The organism is Streptomyces sp. NPDC048057, assembly GCF_040653095.1.
Classification (GTDB): Bacteria; Actinomycetota; Actinomycetes; order Streptomycetales; family Streptomycetaceae; genus Streptomyces.
The window spans coordinates 24,446-40,167 of sequence record NZ_JBEZNF010000015.1; the positions used below are offsets into that span (position 1 = coordinate 24,446).

The 15,722-nt window shown below is 72.9% G+C and carries 19 protein-coding genes; 15 read left to right on the forward strand and 4 right to left on the reverse strand.

Annotated features, from left to right (window positions below; translation table 11 throughout):
• The first annotated feature begins 147 nt into the window (after positions 1 to 147).
• The 7 genes from AB0E05_RS18950 to AB0E05_RS18980 all read left to right on the forward strand — a co-directional run bounded on the left by AB0E05_RS18950 (position 148) and on the right by AB0E05_RS18980 (position 5,494).
• Positions 148 to 1,293 (forward strand): SchA/CurD-like domain-containing protein, encoded by a 1,146-nt coding sequence (locus AB0E05_RS18950; protein ID WP_361964778.1) that lies wholly within the window; start codon positions 148 to 150, stop codon positions 1,291 to 1,293.
• Positions 1,294 to 1,389: 96 nt separating this feature from the next.
• Positions 1,390 to 1,827, forward strand: a complete 438-nt coding sequence (locus tag AB0E05_RS18955; RefSeq protein WP_361964780.1) for a cupin domain-containing protein — start codon at positions 1,390 to 1,392, stop codon at positions 1,825 to 1,827.
• Complete coding sequence (locus tag AB0E05_RS18960; RefSeq protein WP_361964782.1) at positions 1,824 to 3,089, forward strand: beta-ketoacyl-[acyl-carrier-protein] synthase family protein; 1,266 nt, start codon at positions 1,824 to 1,826, stop codon at positions 3,087 to 3,089. The genes AB0E05_RS18955 and AB0E05_RS18960 overlap by 4 nt, the downstream gene beginning before the upstream one ends.
• Complete coding sequence (locus AB0E05_RS18965; protein WP_361964784.1) at positions 3,089 to 4,345, forward strand: ketosynthase chain-length factor; 1,257 nt, start codon at positions 3,089 to 3,091, stop codon at positions 4,343 to 4,345. The genes AB0E05_RS18960 and AB0E05_RS18965 overlap by 1 nt, the downstream gene beginning before the upstream one ends.
• 63 nt (positions 4,346 to 4,408) lie before the next feature.
• Positions 4,409 to 4,684: an acyl carrier protein gene (locus AB0E05_RS18970; protein WP_361964786.1), complete on the forward strand. Its 276-nt coding sequence runs from the start codon at positions 4,409 to 4,411 to the stop codon at positions 4,682 to 4,684.
• Position 4,685: 1 nt separating this feature from the next.
• Positions 4,686 to 5,144: an SRPBCC family protein gene (locus tag AB0E05_RS18975; protein WP_361964788.1), complete on the forward strand. Its 459-nt coding sequence runs from the start codon at positions 4,686 to 4,688 to the stop codon at positions 5,142 to 5,144.
• Positions 5,141 to 5,494, forward strand: coding sequence for a TcmI family type II polyketide cyclase (locus tag AB0E05_RS18980; protein WP_361964790.1), 354 nt, complete (start codon positions 5,141 to 5,143; stop codon positions 5,492 to 5,494). Before AB0E05_RS18975 ends, AB0E05_RS18980 begins: the two co-directional genes overlap by 4 nt.
• Positions 5,495 to 5,577: 83 nt before the next feature.
• Here AB0E05_RS18980 and AB0E05_RS18985 read toward each other — a convergent pair whose 3' ends face one another.
• Both AB0E05_RS18985 and AB0E05_RS18990 read right to left on the reverse strand, forming a co-directional pair.
• Positions 5,578 to 6,651 carry a methyltransferase gene (locus AB0E05_RS18985; protein WP_361964792.1) on the reverse strand — a complete coding sequence of 358 codons (1,074 nt, stop codon included), beginning with the start codon at positions 6,649 to 6,651 and terminating at the stop codon, positions 5,578 to 5,580.
• Between the two features lie 91 nt (positions 6,652 to 6,742).
• Positions 6,743 to 7,828 (reverse strand): right-handed parallel beta-helix repeat-containing protein, encoded by a 1,086-nt coding sequence (locus AB0E05_RS18990; RefSeq protein ID WP_361964794.1) that lies wholly within the window; start codon positions 7,826 to 7,828, stop codon positions 6,743 to 6,745.
• Between the two features lie 213 nt (positions 7,829 to 8,041).
• Between AB0E05_RS18990 and AB0E05_RS18995 the strand changes: the two genes are divergently transcribed.
• From AB0E05_RS18995 to AB0E05_RS19020, 6 genes are all read left to right on the forward strand, one after another.
• Positions 8,042 to 8,965, forward strand: a complete 924-nt coding sequence (locus tag AB0E05_RS18995) for an aminoglycoside 3'-phosphotransferase/choline kinase family protein (protein WP_361964796.1) — start codon at positions 8,042 to 8,044, stop codon at positions 8,963 to 8,965.
• A 74-nt stretch (positions 8,966 to 9,039) separates the two neighbouring features.
• On the forward strand, positions 9,040 to 9,441 hold the full coding sequence (locus AB0E05_RS19000) for a hypothetical protein (RefSeq protein ID WP_361964798.1): 402 nt from the start codon (positions 9,040 to 9,042) through the stop codon (positions 9,439 to 9,441).
• A gap of 121 nt (positions 9,442 to 9,562) precedes the next feature.
• Positions 9,563 to 10,708, forward strand: a complete 1,146-nt coding sequence (locus AB0E05_RS19005; protein ID WP_361964800.1) for a pyridoxal-phosphate dependent enzyme — start codon at positions 9,563 to 9,565, stop codon at positions 10,706 to 10,708.
• Positions 10,705 to 11,988 (forward strand): MFS transporter, encoded by a 1,284-nt coding sequence (locus AB0E05_RS19010; RefSeq protein WP_361964802.1) that lies wholly within the window; start codon positions 10,705 to 10,707, stop codon positions 11,986 to 11,988. Before AB0E05_RS19005 ends, AB0E05_RS19010 begins: the two co-directional genes overlap by 4 nt.
• Before the next feature lie 109 nt (positions 11,989 to 12,097).
• Positions 12,098 to 12,856, forward strand: coding sequence for a DUF899 family protein (locus tag AB0E05_RS19015; RefSeq protein ID WP_361964805.1), 759 nt, complete (start codon positions 12,098 to 12,100; stop codon positions 12,854 to 12,856).
• A 54-nt stretch (positions 12,857 to 12,910) separates the two neighbouring features.
• Positions 12,911 to 13,165: a LapA family protein gene (locus AB0E05_RS19020; protein ID WP_361964807.1), complete on the forward strand. Its 255-nt coding sequence runs from the start codon at positions 12,911 to 12,913 to the stop codon at positions 13,163 to 13,165.
• Between the two features lie 130 nt (positions 13,166 to 13,295).
• Here AB0E05_RS19020 and AB0E05_RS19025 read toward each other — a convergent pair whose 3' ends face one another.
• A complete protein-coding gene (locus tag AB0E05_RS19025; protein WP_361964809.1) occupies positions 13,296 to 13,496 on the reverse strand; it encodes a hypothetical protein in 201 nt (66 codons plus the stop codon).
• Positions 13,497 to 13,549: 53 nt separating this feature from the next.
• Here AB0E05_RS19025 and AB0E05_RS19030 point away from each other — a divergent pair, with 53 nt between their 5' ends.
• Entirely contained in the window at positions 13,550 to 14,086 is a 537-nt protein-coding gene (locus AB0E05_RS19030; protein ID WP_361965115.1) for a PP2C family protein-serine/threonine phosphatase, read from the forward strand.
• A 181-nt stretch (positions 14,087 to 14,267) separates the two neighbouring features.
• A complete protein-coding gene (locus AB0E05_RS19035) occupies positions 14,268 to 14,783 on the forward strand; it encodes a cupin domain-containing protein (RefSeq protein ID WP_361964811.1) in 516 nt (171 codons plus the stop codon).
• A gap of 18 nt (positions 14,784 to 14,801) precedes the next feature.
• Here AB0E05_RS19035 and AB0E05_RS19040 read toward each other — a convergent pair whose 3' ends face one another.
• Positions 14,802 to 15,671: an AraC family transcriptional regulator gene (locus tag AB0E05_RS19040; RefSeq protein ID WP_361964813.1), complete on the reverse strand. Its 870-nt coding sequence runs from the start codon at positions 15,669 to 15,671 to the stop codon at positions 14,802 to 14,804.
• Positions 15,672 to 15,722 lie beyond the last annotated feature (51 nt).

Sequence of the window (15,722 nt, forward strand, 5' to 3'; positions counted from 1 at the left end):
CCCGGCCGAGGGGCACCGCCCCGCCGCCGGCGCGCGGACCACCCCGACACCAACGAGGGACCCGAACACGCAAGCGACGGACGGACGACGGACGAGCGGGTGGGCCCGCAGCCCGACGGGCGTGGTCGCGAAGGAGTGTGAACACCGATGACCACCTTGTCGGAACGCATATCGCAGTCCGTCTTCGACGGCTCCCGGCTGCGGGTGATCCTGCTGCTGGACCTGCACGAAGGCGCCCAGAGGGAGTTCCTTGAGGCGTACGAGCACATGCGCAACAGCGTCGCCTCGGTGCCCGGCCACATCAGCGACCAGCTCTGCCAGTCCATCGAGAACCCCTCGCAGTGGCTGATCACCAGCGAGTGGGAGAGCGCACCGCCCTTCCTCGCCTGGGTCAACAGCGAGGAGCACGTGCAGACCGTCCAGCCGCTGCACTCCTGCGTGCGGGACACCCGGTCGCTGAAGTTCAACGTGCTGCGGGAGACCGGACAGGCGTTCAGCGTCGCCCCCGAACAGCAGCGCAGGCCGCCGGCCGACGCCCGCGCCTCGGTGCGCGTCGGCGACGGCGTCGTGCGCCACGCCCTCACCTTCACGGTGCGACCCGGCAGCGAGGAGACCGTCGCCAAGATCCTCGCCGGCTACAGCGCACCGGCCGCCCGCGTCGACGACCACACCCGACTGCAACGCACCTCGCTCTTCATGCACGGCAACCGCGTCGTGCGGGCCATCGAGGTGCAGGGCGACCTGATGGCCGCACTGCGGCACGTCGCCCGGCAGCCCGAGGTGCGGGCCGTAGAAGAGGCCATCAACCCCTATCTGGAGCAGGACCGGGACCTGGACGACCCCAACTCCGCCCGGATCTTCTTCACCCGCGCCGCACTGCCCGCGGTGCACCACGTCTCCGGGGAGGGCCGCCGGCCGCGCGAGGTCAACCGGCACGCCCTCTTCTACGAGGCCAAGGAGGGCTGCGGCCTGGCCGTCGCCCGGCTCCTGTCCGAACAGGACGAGGCCGCCGCGGCGCACCCCGAGTACCCGATCGTCAGCAGCACCGTCTTCCACCGGGAGGACCTCGTCGTCCGACTGGTCGACGTCAGCGGCCCGATCGAGGACCACGCGGTCGCCGCCCTCGGCGTCCAGGGCCCCCGCAAGGCCGCCGCACTCGCCCGGCTGCTGGTCGACGGCGACGAGCTCCCCACCACCCTGGACGTCCGACCGGGCGACGCGACGGTGGCCCGCTACGTCAGCCGCGTCGACATGCAGCTCATCACCGACCGGCTGGCACCGGAAGAGAACTGACCCCGCGCCCGCTCGGCACGCCCCGGGCCCCGGCCCCGTGCGACCCGCCCACCGGGCGCACGGGACCGGTACCCACAGACGGAGGAAGAAGCCAGCATGACCACGCACAGCCCACGCATCGTGGACCTCAGCGAGAGCAAGCCCAACACCCGGCGCGGCGGCGACCTGCGCGCCCTGCTCACCCCCACCGCGGTCGGGGCGACCAGCGGGTTCATGGGACTCGCCATCGTGCAGCCCGGCGACCGCATCGGCGAGCACTACCACCCGTACTCGGAGGAGTTCGTGTACGTCGTCAGCGGCCTCCTGGAGGTGGACCTGGACGACGTCACCCACCCGATCCGCCCCGACCAGGGGCTGCTGATCCCCAAGAACGTGCGGCACCGGTTCCGCAACGTCGGCGACGTCGAGGCCCGGATGGTCTTCCACCTCGGCCCGCTCGCCCCCCGGCCCGAACTCGGCCACGTCGACACCGAGGAGACCCCCGCCGCGGCGCCGCACGGCAGCCCGCCGCAGCGGTCTGGGGCCGTTTCATGAGGCGGCGGGTGGCGGTCACCGGGGTGGGCATCGTGGCCCCGGGCGGTGTCGGCGCCCCGGCGTTCTGGGACCTGCTGGAGAACGGGCGCACCGCCACGCGCGGCATCACGCTCTTCGACCCGACGGGCTTCCGTTCCCGGATCGCCGCCGAAGTCGACTTCGACCCCTCGGAGCACGGCCTCGACCGGGAGGACGTCGCCCGCCAGGACCGGTACATCCAGTTCGCCCTGGTCGCGGCCCGGGAGGCGATACGCGACGCCGGGATAGACCCCGGCACCGAGGACCCCTGGCGCATCGGGGTCTCCCTGGGCAGCGCCGTCGGCGGCACCACGCGACTGGAGCACGACTACGTCGCCGTGTCCGCCTCCGGCACCCGCTGGGCGGTCGACCACCGCCCGGCGGGCCCCCATCTGCACCGCGCCTTCACCCCGGCCACCCTCGCCTCGGCGGTGGCCGAACAGGTCGGCGCCAAGGGCCCCGTACAGACCGTCTCCACGGGCTGCACCTCGGGCCTGGACGCCGTCGGATACGCCTTCCAGACCATCGAGGAGGGCCGCGCGGACGTCGTCGTGGCGGGCGCGTCTGACTCCCCGATATCCCCGATCACGGTGGCCTGCTTCGACGCCATCAAGGCCACCTCCCCCAACAACGACGACCCCGAGCACGCGTCCCGGCCCTTCGACGCCGACCGCGACGGTTTCGTCATGGGAGAGGGCGGCGCGGTCCTCGTGCTCGAAGAGCTGGAACGCGCCCGGGCCCGCGGCGCCACCGTGTACTGCGAGATCGGCGGCTACGCCACCTTCGGCAACGCCTACCACATGACCGGGCTCACCAGGGAGGGCCTGGAGATGGCCCGCGCCATCGAGGAAGCCCTCGACCACGCCCGGCTCGACCGCACCGCCGTCGACTACGTCAACGCACACGGCTCCGGCACCAAACAGAACGACCGTCACGAGACGGCGGCCGTGAAGCGCTCCCTGGGCGACCACGCCCACCGCACGCCCATGAGCTCCATCAAGTCCATGGTGGGGCACTCGCTCGGGGCGATCGGCGCGATAGAGCTGGTGGCCTGCGTGCTGGCGATGGACCGCCAGGTGGTGCCGCCGACGGCCAACTACGAGACCCCGGACCCCGAGTGCGACCTGGACTACGTGCCGCGCACCGCCCGCCCGCGGAAGCTGCGCACCGTGCTCTCCGTCGGCAGCGGGTTCGGCGGATTCCAGTCCGCGGTCGTCATGACCCGGCCCGGAGGGAGGACCTGATGGGCAGTTCCACGGGCGCAAGGCCCGACAGACGCACCGTCATCACCGGCATCGGGGTCGTCGCGCCCAACGGCATCGGCGCCGACGTCTTCTGGAAGGCGACCCAGGAGGGCATCAGCGTCCTCGACCGGATCACCCGCGACGGCTGCGAGCCGCTGCCGCTGCGCGTCGGCGGCGAGGTGCGCAACTTCGAGGCGAGTTCGGTCATCGAGGACCGCTTCGTGGTCCAGACCGACCGCTTCACGCACTTCGCGATGGCCGCCGTCGAACTCGCCCTCGCCGACGCCCGGCTCGGCCGCGCCGACTACCAGGACCAGCCGTACTCCGTCGGGGTGGTCACCGCCTCCGGCTCCGGCGGCGGCGAGTTCGGCCAGCGCGAGCTCCAACAGCTGTGGGGCCGCGGCTCCCGCTTCGTCGGCCCGTACCAGTCCATCGCCTGGTTCTACGCGGCCACCACCGGCCAGGTCTCCATCCGCGGCGGCTTCAAGGGCCCCTGCGGGGTGGTGTGCAGCGACGAGGCCGGCGGCCTGGACGCGCTCGCCCAGTCCGCGGCGGCCGTCGCCCGCGGCACCGACGTCGTCGTCGTGGGCTCCACCGAAGCGCCCCTCGCGCCCTACTCGGCCGTCTGCCAACTCGGATACCCGGAGCTGAGCCGCGGCGACGACCCGACCCGCGCCTACCGGCCGTTCACCTCCGACGCCTGCGGCTTCGCCCCCGCGGAGGGCGGCGCGATGCTGGTCACCGAGGAGGAGTCCACGGCGCTGCGGCGCGGGGTGCGCCCGCGGGCGTACGTCGCGGGCCACGCCGCCACCTTCACCGGACCCTCCCGGTGGACCGAGTCCCGCGAGGGGCTGGCCCGGGCGATCCGCGGCGCGCTGGAGGCGGCCGACGCCGCCCCGGAGGAGGTCGACGTGGTCTTCGCCGACGCGCTGGGCACCCCCGAGGCCGACCGGGCGGAGGCCCTGGCCCTCGTCGACGCGCTGGGCGCGCACGGCCGCCGCGTCCCGGTCACCGCGCCCAAGACCGGCATCGGCCGGGCGTACTGCGGCGGCCCGGTGCTGGACGTGGCCGCAGCCGTGCTGGCCATGGAGCACGGGCTGGTGCCGCCGACGCCGAACGTCTTCGACGTCTGCCACGACATCGACGTGGTGACGGGCCGGGCCAGGCGCACCCCGCTGCGCACCGCGCTGGTGCTCAGCCGCGGGCTGATGGGGTCGAACGCGGCCCTGGTGCTGCGCAGCGCGGCGCCCGAGTGACCACCGCCGACCCCCGCTGACCGCTGCCGACCCCTGCATCGAGGGCACGAAGGAGTACGACCCATGAGCGAAACGGACAGCACGACCGGCCTCACCCACCGCGAACTGGCCGACCTGATGCGCAAGAACGCCGGCATCAACGTCGACCCCGCCGCGCTGGTCGACAACCCCACCACCCCCTTCGAGGAGTACGGCCTGGACTCGCTGGGCCTCCTCGGGATCGTGGCCACGCTGGAGAACCAGTTCGGCCATCCGATGCCGCAGGACGCGGAGCGCTGCAAGACGCCCCGCGAGTTCCTCGAACTCGTCAACGACACCCTGATGAAGAGCGGAGCCTGACGTGCCCGGACACACCGAGAACGAGATCACCGTCGCCGCCCCCCTGGACCTGGTCTGGGAGATCACCAACGACCTGGAGAACTGGCCGCAGCTGTTCAGCGAGTACGCGTCGGTCGAGATCCTCCAGCGGCGCGGCGACACCACCACCTTCCGGCTGACCATGCACCCGGACGACAACGGCAAGGTGTGGAGCTGGGTCTCCGAGCGCACCCCCGACCGGCAGAAGCGGCAGGTCTCCGCCCGCCGCGTGGAGACCGGCCCGTTCGAGCACATGGACATCCACTGGGAGTACTCGGAGGTGCCCGGCGGCACCCGGCTGCACTGGCGGCAGGACTTCGCGATGAAGCCGGACGCGCCGGTCGACGACGCGTGGATGACCGACAACATCAACCGCAACTCCAAGGTCCAGATGGCGCTGATCAGAGACAAGATCGAAGCGCGGGCGGGGGCGCGGCGATGAGCCCCGACCCCGTCGCGACCGTCACCCACCAGGCGCTGATCGTCGCCCGGATGGCACCGGACGCGGCGCCCGGCATCGCGCAGCTGTTCGCCGAGTCCGACCGGGGCGAACTGCCGCACCTCGTCGGCGTCACCCGGCGCAGCCTGTTCCAGTTCGGCGAGGTGTACCTGCACCTGATCGAGTCGGACCGGCCGCCGGGCCCGGCGATCGCGAAGGTGACGGAGCACCCCGACTTCCAGCGGCTGAGCGAGGACCTGAAGGCGTACGTCAGCGCGTACGACCCGGCGACCTGGCGCAGCCCCAAGGACGCGATGGCGCACCGCTTCTACAGCTGGGAGCGCGGCGGCTGAGCGCGGGCGCGCCCGACACGGACGACGCCCCGCGGACCCGGAGTCTGCGGGGCGTCGTCCGGTCGTGGACCGGGGCCGGCGGCTCAGTGCGGGGCGGCCACTTCCGGGACCACGGCCTCGAAGGCGTGCAGATACGGGTTGATCGGTCGGACCGTGTCGATCCGCAGGCCCGCCTGCGTGATCCGCTCCACCATGCTCTCCCTGGTGTGCTTGGCGCCGCCGACGTTCAGCAGCAGCATCAGGTCCATGCCGGTGGTGAACTTCATCGACGGGGTGTCGTCGACCAGGTTCTCGATGACCACGACCCGGGCGCCGGGGCGGGCGGCGGCGATGACGTTCCGCAGCGTGAGCAGGGTGCTGTGGTCGTCCCACTCCAGGATGTTCTTGATGACGTAGAGGTCGGCGGCGACGGGGATGTCCTGCCGGCAGTCGCCCGGGACGATCTCGGCGCGCTCGGCCAGCTCCCCGCCCTCCCGCAGCCGGGCGTCGGCCTTCGCCACCACCTCGGGCAGGTCCAGCAGGGTGCCCCGCAGGTCGGGGTGCTTCTCCAACAGGCCGGCCAGCACGTGCCCCTGGCCGCCGCCGATGTCGGCGACCGACGCGACGCCCGTCAGGTCGAGCACGTCGGCGACCTCCCGCGCGGACTGCTGGCTCGACGTGGTCATGGCGCGGTTGAAGACGTGTGCCGACTCGTGCGCGTCCTGGTGCAGGTACTGGAAGAAGCCCTTGCCGAACAGCTCGTCGAAGACGGTGTCCCCGGAGCGGACCGCGTCGTCCAGCCGCGGCCACGCCGCCCAGGTCCACGGCTCGGTGCACCACAGGGCGATGTACTTGAGGCTGCGCGGGTGGTCCTCGCGCAGCATCCGGGACATCTCGGTGTGGGCGAAGGTGCCGTCCGGCCGCTCGGTGAAGACGTCGTAGCACGCCAGTGCCCGCAGCAGTCGGCGCAGCGGCTTCGGTTCGGCGGCGACGGCGGCGGCGAGCTGTTCCGCGGTGGCGGGCTCGTCGCCGAGGGCGTCGGCGACGCCGAGGCGGGCGGCGGCCCGCACCGCGGCGGCGCAGGCCGCGCCGAAGGCGAGTTCGCGCAGCCGCATCGCCGGGGGAGGGGCGGCGGGGTCGGCGGCGGCGTGGTCGGGTCTGGTGCTCAGGGTGGTCATGGCTTCGTTCTCCTGGCGCGTGGGGGCGGGCCGGGCGGGGCCGACCGCGGGGTCCGCCCGGCCCGGCCGAGGTGGGGGGTGAGGTCCGGCGTCAGCACAGTCCGCTGGGCTTGGACGAGGCGCACTCGTTGCGGGCGAAGGTGTTGCCCGAGCCGTTGCCGCGGTCGACCAGGTCCGCTGCGGTGTTGTCCGTCACGGTGTTGTGCTCGATGACGTTGTTGGTGTTGGTGGCGCCCACGTAGCTCTCGGCCAGGATGATGCCGCCGGCCAGCAGGGTGGTGCTGTGGTGGCCCTTGACGACGTTGCCCCGGATCTCGGTGGCGTCGGAGCCGGTGAGCACGATGCCGGAGCCCTGGATCGCGGGCAGCCGGGGCGTCTTGGCGCAGTACTTGTTGTTCTCGTGGATGGCGTTCGAGCGGATGGTGATGTCACCGGAGCCCGGCCGCGACTCGTCGCTGACGACGAAGATCCCGGCACAGTTCGCGGAGATCTCGTTGGCGTGCGCGGACACGTTCCTGATCCGCTTGAGCATGATCCCGAGCCGGTTGTCGGTGAGCGTGTTGTTCGCGACGGCCGAGCGGAGGCTGTCGTGGGCCGCGGCCTCGTGCCCGACGACGTTCGTCAGCATGATGCCGGCGTCCTTGTTGCCGCGGGCGACGTTGTCGCGGAACTCGCCCCGGGTCGACTGCTCCTGCCCCATGCCCCAGGTGCCGTTCTTCTCGGCCGTCACCTGTCGTACGGTCAGCCCGTCCGTGTGGGAGGCCCACAGCCCGCCCTTGGCGAACCCCGAGACCGTCAGGGAGCGGATGGTGACCCCGCTGACCTTCGCGTCCTTCGTACCGGAGACGCAGATGCCGTTGCCGGCCTTCGCGCAGGCGTGCTCGGCCCGCCGCTCGGCGTCGGCGGGCGGTGCGAGCACCGTGCCGGGCCCGGCGCCGCGCAGGGTGAGGTCCGAGGTCTTGATCTGGACGCTCTCCCGGTAGGTGCCGGGCGAGAGGACGACGACGTCCCCCGGCTTCGCGGCGTCCACCGCGGCCTGGACGGACTCGCCTGGCTGCACCGTGTGCCGCACGCCGTGGTGCCCCGCGGCGGCTGACGGCACCGCGGCCACCCCGGAGACCAACGCGGCGGCGGCGACGGCCAGCGCACCGCCGCGCCGTCGACGACGGCTGGGCAATCTGTGGATTTTATGGGTTTTCGTCATGAGGCCGAAGCTAGGGGCGTTCCGGAGACCCTGCCACACGGGGTGACCAGATGGCTTCACGGTGTGCTGCGACCGGGTTGCTTCCCCCGCCCCGTCCGAACTGACGCCGGCTCACGAGCGGCGCGGCGCGCGCCCCCCCGGGGAATCACGTTGCCCGCACCCGAGGGCGGGCCCTACGGTGCGCGCATGCTGCCACTGGTGGAGACGGTCGAACAATGGGACGCCGCGGTCCCCGACGAGTCCGTGATGCGCCCCGGAGCGCAGGACCTGTGCAATCGGCTCGGGCTCGCCGGCCGACCGCTGGCGCGGTTCGCCGAGGGCTCGCAGCCCGTCTACGCGGTCGGCGACGAGCACGTGCTCAAACTCTTCCCGGCAACCGCGGCCGGGGGCGGCCTCGTCGAGGGCAGGGTGCTGACCCACCTCGACGGCCGGCTGCCGGTCCGTACGCCCCGGGTGCACGCCTTCGGGGCGTACGAGAACGGCTGGCGGTACGTGGTGATGTCCCGGCTCCGCGGCGAGAACCTGGCCCGTTGCTGGGACCGCGTGCCGCCGGCGGACCGCGAACGGCTCGCCCACGAGGTCGGCGAACTCCTCGGCGCACTGCACTCCCTCGACCCCGCTCCCCTCGACGACGTGCTCGGACCGGGGGAGTGGGGCGCCTTCGTGGAGCGCCGGCGGGCCGCGGTCGTGGCGCAGCAGCGGGCGCGCGGGCTGTCGGACGCCTGGCTGGAGCAGATCCCGGACTTCCTCGCCGCCGTCCCGCTGCCGTCCGCGCCCCGCCGGTCCCTGCTGCACACCGAGGTCATGCGGGAGCACTTCCTCGTGGACCCCGACGGTTGGCGACTGACCGGGCTCTTCGACTTCGAGCCGGCGATGGCGGGGGACGGCGCGTACGACTTCGTGGGCGTCGGCGTCTTCGTCACGGCCGGCGACCGGACCCTGCTGACCCGGCTGGCCGCGGCGTACGGCCGCACCTTCGCCCCGCCCGAACTGCTCGCGTACGCCCTCCTGCACGTGTACAGCGACCTGCCCTGGTACCTGAGGGAGCTGGGCGCACCCCGGGAGGGCACGCTGACCGCGCTCGCGGAGGCGTGGTTCGGCACGGACTGACCGGGCTGGCTTGAAACGGACGCGGTCACCGCGCTTGTGCCGGCGACGGGTCCTTGATCGCTTATGTTGGGCCGGTGATCGGTTCGCGGCTGGGCGGGTACGCCCGCAGGCCCCTGGGACGCCTCGTCCTGCTGGTGGGCCTTGCGGTGCTCGTCGTCGCGCACCTCGCCGGGGCGGTGCACCGCTCCGGCACCACCGGCCCGCACTTCACGGTCGCCGGCGCTCCCTGCCATCACGAGGCCGCCGGCGCCTCCGCGCCCGGGCACGAGGGCGACGACGGGGGCGAGCACATCGACCACGGGGTCGACCGGCCCCGCGCCCAGGACGCCGACGCACCGGCCCAGGACGTGACCGCGCTGCCGCAGCCGGACGCGGCGCTCGACCACGTCGTGCGCTGCGGGCCGTGCCGGCCCGCGCCGTCCGAGGCCGCCGACGGCCGGACGAGACTCGTACGCCACTGCGTGCTGCGTCAGTAGGCGGCGCCGCGCACCCCACCCCTTCCGGTCCTCGCACCGGCGGTGCGGTGCGCCCCCGCGCCCCCACACCTACTGCCCATGCGCACCCGCGCCGTTGCCGCGGTGCGCAGGAGTCATGCACATGAACCGCTTTCTGCTGGCGCCGCACGCCCCCGGGGCCCCCGCCCCCGCACCCGTGCCCGTGCCCGTGTCCGCGCGCCGCCCCGCGCACCTGGTCGGCGACACCCCCGTCCTGTGGATCGACGAACCCTTCGCGCCGCCCGGGTGCGGATTCCACGCCAAGCTGGAGGGGGCCAACCCCGGCGGCATCAAGGACCGGCCCGCCCTGCACATGGTCGGCGAGGCCCGTCGACGGGGTGAACTCCTGCCCGGCGCCACCATCGTGGAGTCGTCCAGCGGAACCCTCGGCCTCGGGCTGGCGCTGGCCGGGCGGACCTACGGCCACCCCGTGACGGTCGTCAGCGACCCCGGGATGGAGCCCGCCGTGGCGAAGCTGCTCACCTCGCTGGGCGCCCGGGTGGACCTGGTGACGGAGCCGCACCCCGCGGGCGGCTGGCAGGAGGCCCGCCGGCTACGGGTCGCCGAGCACCTGGCGCGCCACCCGCAGGCGTACTGCCCCGACCAGTACGGCAACCCCGACAACGTCGCCGCCTACGGTCCGCTCGCCGCCGAACTGCTCGCCCAACTCGGCCGGGTCGACGTCCTGGTGGCCGCCGTCGGCACGGGCGGGCACTCGGCGGGCGTCTCCGCCGCGCTTCGGGCGGCGAACCCGGCGCTGACGGTGATCGGCGTCGACGCGGTCGGCTCGAAGATCTTCGGACAGCCCGCCGGCCCCCGGCTGATGCGCGGCCTGGGCTCCAGCATCCACCCCCGCAACGTCGACTACGCGACCTTCGCCGAAGTGCACTGGATTGCCGCCGCGGAAGCCGTGTGGGCCTGCCGACTCCTGGCCCGCCGGCACTACGCCTTTGGCGGGTGGAGCGTGGGCGCGGTGGCACTGGTCGCCGGCTGGGCGGCCCGGACGCTGCCGGTCGGAACCAGGATCGCGGCCATCTTCCCCGACGGGCCCCACCGCTATCTGGACACCGTCTACGACGACGACTGGTGCCGTGAGCGCGGTCTCCTGGACGGTCCGCCCGCGCTCGAACCGGACGAGATCGCCGAGCCGGACGAACGAGTCGTGCAGCGGTGGACGCGGTGCCGGCGGGTCCGGGACCCGCTGGGGCGCACCCCCGCGTCCGCGCCGGTCGAGGCCGGCCCTCGATGAGCCCCGCACGGGCCGGGACGCCGGGGCGGGCCGGGCTCGCTTCCTTCGCCCCCGCCGTACGGCTGCTGATGGTCAACCAGTTCGGCATCAACCTCGGCTTCTACATGCTGATGCCGTACCTCGCCGACCACCTCGCCCACGGCCTGGGCATGGCGGCGTGGACCGTCGGGCTGGTCCTGGGCGCCCGGAACCTGTCCCAGCAGGGACTGTTCCTGGTCGGCGGCGCGCTCGCCGACCGCTACGGCTGCAAACCGCTGATCGTCGCGGGCTGCGTGCTGCGCACGGTCGCCTTCGCCCTGCTCGCCGTGGCCGACACCCTGCCCCTGCTGATCGTCGCCCTGCTGCTCACCGGCTTCGCCGGGGCGCTCTTCAACCCCGCCGTCCGTGCCCTACTCGCGGCGGAGGCCGGCGAGGAGCGCCGGGTGGAGGCGTTCGCCCTCTTCAACGTCTTCTACCAGGCCGGCATCCTGGCCGGCCCCGTCGTCGGCCTCGCGCTGCTGGCCTGGGACTTCCGGGTGGTCTGCGCCGTCGCCGCGGTCGTCTTCGGGGTGCTGGCGGCGGTGCAGATCCGGACGCTCCCCGGCCGGCAGGTGGCGGACCGGGGCGCCCGGCCGGGCTGGCGGGCGGTGGCGGCCGACTGGCGCGCCATCGCCGCCAACCGGCCGTTCCTGCTGTTCGCCATCGCCATGAGCGGCTCGTACGTCCTCGCCTTCCAGGTCTATCTGGCGCTGCCGCTGCGGGCGAGGGAGGTCTTCGGCGCGGACGCGGGCCGGGTGACCGGGGCCGTCTTCGCCGCCTCGGCGCTCGCCGCCGTCCTCGGGCAGCTGCGGCTGACGGAGTGGGCGAAGCGCACCTTCGCCGGCCCGCGGGCGATCGCCGTCGGGCTGCTGGTGATGGGCACCGCGTTCCTCCCCCTCCTCGTACCCGTGGGTACGGGGACGACAGGGCGTGCGGTGGCCGTGACCGCGCTCGTGCTCTGCGCCGCGCTGCTGGCCTGGGGCGGCGCGCTGCTCTACCCCTTCGAGATGGACACCGTCGTACGGCTGGCGAAGGGCCGCCTGGTCGCCACCCACTACGGCGCGTACAGCACCGCATCGGGCGTCGCGGTCTGGCTGGGCAACCTGGCGGTGGGCGCGCTGTTCGACCTCGGGGTGGGGTGGCTCCCGTGGGCCGTGCTAGCCGCGACCGGCGCGGCCTGCGCGGCAGCGGTCGCCGCCCTCCACCGCAACGGCCACCTGGCCCTTCAGGACGAGGGCCGCGCCGTGGCACCCGTCGATTAGGGCGACGCCCGACGGGACGGAGCTACTGCAACCTTTTGGTTGCAGTAGCTCCGTGAATGTGCAATCGTCGGGTTGCAGGTTGCTGGTGGACCGTCCGAGAGGAGACGTCATGCACACCGCCGACGACACACGCGAGGGCGCGCCGGCGCTGCCGCCGGTCGCCGACCGGGCCGCCTTCCAGGCCCGACTGGACGAACTGCGGATCCGCGAGAAGGCGCACACCCGGGAGGGTGACGCGATCGCCGCGGCCCGTCGACGGCTGCCCATGGTCGAGGTCGCGGCCGACCTCGAACTGACCGGCCCCGACGGCCCGGTCACCCTGCTCGACGCCTTCGAAGGGCGCCGGCAGCTCATCGCGTACTACTACATGTGGCATGAGGGCCACGACGCGGCCGGGCAGTGCGACGGCTGCACCTGGATCGGCTCCCAGGTGCAGGAGCTGTCCTATCTGCACTCCCGCGACATCACCTACGCCGTCTTCTGCCAGGGCCCGTACGGGGAGAGCCGCCGCTACCGGGACTTCATGGGCTGGCAGGTGCCGTGGTACTCGGCCCTCCCGTCGCAGCGCGAACTCCTCGTCGGACGCCGGGCCGGCATGATGCATCTGGTCTGCTACCTGCGCGACGGCGACCGCGTGTACGAGACGTACTGGACGACGTGGCGCGGCGTGGAGGTGATGGACTACAGCTACGCGCTCATGGACCTCACCGCGTACGGACGCCAGGAGCTGTGGGAGGACTCGCCCGACGGCTGGCCGCGCCGCCGGGGCGAAGTGCCCGATGAGCACATCCGGCTGCGCAGCGACGGACGCCCGATCCCCCACTGGTCCCGCATCGAAGCCGGGCGCTCGGACGACCTCACGCCCTGAGCGGGCCGGTCGCCCCGAGGGCCCATATGTCGGCTCTCATCAATAATGTGAACTATGTCGAAAAACTTCGATGGCTCACACGGACCGTCCACCCTCACGGTCAAGGGTCGGGACGTGCGGCTGCGCACCATCGGCTTCGTGGTGCTCGCCGCCCTGGCGATCTGGTTCATCGCCGCCAACACCGGATCCGTCACCATCAGGCTCTGGATCCCGACGGTCACCCTCCCGCTCTGGAGCGTCCTCACGGTCACCCTGGTCGTGGGCATCGTGCTCGGTCTGCTCATCGCCCGACGCCGCGCCCGGCGGTGAAGGGCAGGGGCGTCGGCCGCCTGGTGTGGGAGGAGCCCGCGTCGCGGCTGCCGCACCTGTCCCGGGTGTCGCGACTGCTGCCCTTCCTCCTCGTCGTGCTCGGGGTCGCGTTCCAGCTCGCCACACCCGCTCAGCTCAGCGGCACCCCCTTCTTCGTCGCCGCCCCGCTGATGGCCGCGCCGCTCTTCAGCACGGGGCGGACCGTGGCCATCGGGGGCCTCGCCTTCGTCGCCGCCGTGGTCCTGCGGGTGATCGCCCGGGTGGGCGGGGAGGAGGCCGCCCTGCGGAACTCGGTGACCCAGCTGACCACGATCGTCTTCGTCACCGTCATCGCCGTCCTCCTCAGCGTCGTGGTGCGCCGCGGACGCGACCGTCTCCGTCGTCCTGGGCGCCTTCCGGGAGGCGGCGGACCAGGAGGAGACGCTGCCCGCCGTGGCGCGGCGCCTGGAGGGCGCGCTCACCCGGGAGCGCCTGGGGCGGGCGGGCGCCGACGACCCGGAGGACTTCGTCACCTGCGTCCTCGTGGAGATCCCCGTCGACCACGGCGTCGTACGGGTCCTCAACTGCGGCCACCCCGCCCCGCTCCTCCTCGGCGTCGACGGCCGGGTCACGACCCTCACGCCCGGGTCCTTCCGGCTGCCGCTGGGCATGCCGGACCTCGCGCCCGCGCACCATGCGCCCGACATCTGGGACCTTCCGCCGGGCGCCACGCTGCTGCTGTACACCGACGGCATCTCGGAGGCGCGCAACGCCGCCGGCGCCTTCTACGACCCCGCCGACTGGCTGACGGGCCGGGAGTTCCCGACCCCGGCCCGGCTCCTGAGCACTCTCGTCGACGACGTGCGCCGCTTCTCCGGCGGCCTGGCCACCGACGACACCGCCCTGCTCGCCGTGCACCGACCCCGGCCGCACGGGGCGTGAGGCCACCCGGCGTCAGTTGCTGCACGGTGCCTCAACGAGCCGCGGTGACCGGCGCGTTCGCCCGGCACCCTAGGTCTTCGGCCGTAGTCCCCGGGCCGTCCAAGTCCCTCCTGAAGTCCGTAGCCGCCGCCCGGCGACGCGGGACACCATGCGGTGAAGACCCCGACGGAAGGAGCACACGATGTCGTACCTGCCTGACCTCGACTACCCTCAGCCGCGCTACCACGGAGACCGGGGCGACGTGAACGCGGTCTTCCGCCGCGCCGACGCCCCGCCGGAGGTGTCCTCGCCCGGCGGCTCCACCCACTACCTCGCCACCCACGAGTCCACCGGCGGTGAATTCGGCCTGTACAAGGCGGTCCTGGGCCCGCGGTCCGCCGGAGCCAGGACCCATTTCCACAAGACCATCTCGGAGTCCTTCTACGTCCTCTCCGGCGAGCTGGAGCTGTACGACGGCGAGCAGTGGGTCACGGGCCGTGCCGGCGACTTCCTGTACGTGCCGGTCGGGGGTCTGCACGCCTTCAAGAACGTCACCGACGAGCCCATGTCCATGTTGATGCTCTTCTCCCCGGGCGCCCCGCGCGAGGAGTACTTCGAGCGGGTCGCGGAGATGTCGCAGCGCGGCGGTGAGGAGCTGAAGGAGTTCCGCGTCCGGCACGACAGCTACTTCGTGGAGGACTTCGACCCCGGTCGCTGACGCCCGGCGTCGCGCGCGTCAGCGACGGTCCGCCGCCAGCGGCAGCGGGTCCCCGTACCCCCGCTGCCGGTACTCCGAGGGCGAGCAGCCCACGTGCTTCCTGAACGCCCGGGCGAAGTTCGCCGGATTCGGAAAGCCGCAGGCCCTGCCGACCTGGGCCACGGGGTCCCTGCCCGCGGCCAGCAGATGGCGGGCGGCGTCGATGCGCAGCCCGGTGAGGTACCGCATGGGCGTCCTCCCCGTGGCGGCGGTGAAGCGTCGCAGGAAGTGGTAGCGGCTGAGATGCGCTTCGCCGGCCAGCTGGTTCAGCGTGATGTTCTCGGCCAACCGCCGCTCCATGTAGGCCCGCACGGTGCACAGTTGCTCCGCGCTGAGACCTCCGCCGCCCGGTGCGGCGGCCCGGGGCGGATGCAGCAGGTACTCGGCCAGGTAGTGGGCGGCTGCCACGGCGTACGGCTTCCCCGCGCCGGTCTGCCAGGCGTGCAGCAGCACGGGCGCCATGGAGGCGATGTGCGGGTCGAAGGCGCGCAGCGTGTGGAGTTCCGCGACGTCGCGGACCGGGGCGGCCGGGTGTGCGTCGAGGGTGCGTTGAAGGATGGTCAGGGGGAGTTGTATGCAGACCACCTTGAACGGCAGTCGCCGGGGCGGCATCGGCGCCAGCCGGACGTGGTGGTCGGGGGCGATCCGGCAGATCTCGCCCGGCACGAGCGTGGCGCTCCGCCGGCCGTGACCGTCCCGGCCCTCTATCTGGCACGACCCCTGTAACGGTGTGATGATGCCGAACCGTTCGTCCGGTAAGTGGTACATCCAGGTGTCGCCGTCGATTCCGGTGGCTTCCTTCTCCAGCACCAGGTCCTGCGAGAAGAAGTCGTGCAGGTGCGTAGCCATGTGGTCTCCCTTGCGTGCGGGGGTGAAGGTGCGCGGCAGGGATGGGTCCGG

What these genes read in the sequence shown, in the direction of transcription:
- AB0E05_RS18950 (WP_361964778.1), top strand. Translation starts at nt 148, where the DNA reads ATGACCACCTTGTCGGAACGCATATCGCAGTCCGTCTTCGACGGCTCC.
- AB0E05_RS18960 (WP_361964782.1), top strand. Translation starts at nt 1,824, where the DNA reads ATGAGGCGGCGGGTGGCGGTCACCGGGGTGGGCATCGTGGCCCCGGGC.
- AB0E05_RS19035 (WP_361964811.1), top strand. Translation starts at nt 14,268, where the DNA reads ATGTCGTACCTGCCTGACCTCGACTACCCTCAGCCGCGCTACCACGGA.
- AB0E05_RS19010 (WP_361964802.1), top strand. Translation starts at nt 10,705, where the DNA reads ATGAGCCCCGCACGGGCCGGGACGCCGGGGCGGGCCGGGCTCGCTTCC.
- AB0E05_RS18995 (WP_361964796.1), top strand. Translation starts at nt 8,042, where the DNA reads ATGCTGCCACTGGTGGAGACGGTCGAACAATGGGACGCCGCGGTCCCC.
- AB0E05_RS18985 (WP_361964792.1), bottom strand. Translation starts at nt 6,651, where the DNA reads ATGACCACCCTGAGCACCAGACCCGACCACGCCGCCGCCGACCCCGCC.
- AB0E05_RS18955 (WP_361964780.1), top strand. Translation starts at nt 1,390, where the DNA reads ATGACCACGCACAGCCCACGCATCGTGGACCTCAGCGAGAGCAAGCCC.
- AB0E05_RS18970 (WP_361964786.1), top strand. Translation starts at nt 4,409, where the DNA reads ATGAGCGAAACGGACAGCACGACCGGCCTCACCCACCGCGAACTGGCC.
- AB0E05_RS19040 (WP_361964813.1), bottom strand. Translation starts at nt 15,671, where the DNA reads ATGGCTACGCACCTGCACGACTTCTTCTCGCAGGACCTGGTGCTGGAG.
- AB0E05_RS19020 (WP_361964807.1), top strand. Translation starts at nt 12,911, where the DNA reads ATGTCGAAAAACTTCGATGGCTCACACGGACCGTCCACCCTCACGGTC.
- AB0E05_RS19025 (WP_361964809.1), bottom strand. Translation starts at nt 13,496, where the DNA reads ATGACGGTGACGAAGACGATCGTGGTCAGCTGGGTCACCGAGTTCCGC.
- AB0E05_RS18980 (WP_361964790.1), top strand. Translation starts at nt 5,141, where the DNA reads ATGAGCCCCGACCCCGTCGCGACCGTCACCCACCAGGCGCTGATCGTC.
- AB0E05_RS19015 (WP_361964805.1), top strand. Translation starts at nt 12,098, where the DNA reads ATGCACACCGCCGACGACACACGCGAGGGCGCGCCGGCGCTGCCGCCG.
- AB0E05_RS19005 (WP_361964800.1), top strand. Translation starts at nt 9,563, where the DNA reads ATGAACCGCTTTCTGCTGGCGCCGCACGCCCCCGGGGCCCCCGCCCCC.
- AB0E05_RS18965 (WP_361964784.1), top strand. Translation starts at nt 3,089, where the DNA reads ATGGGCAGTTCCACGGGCGCAAGGCCCGACAGACGCACCGTCATCACC.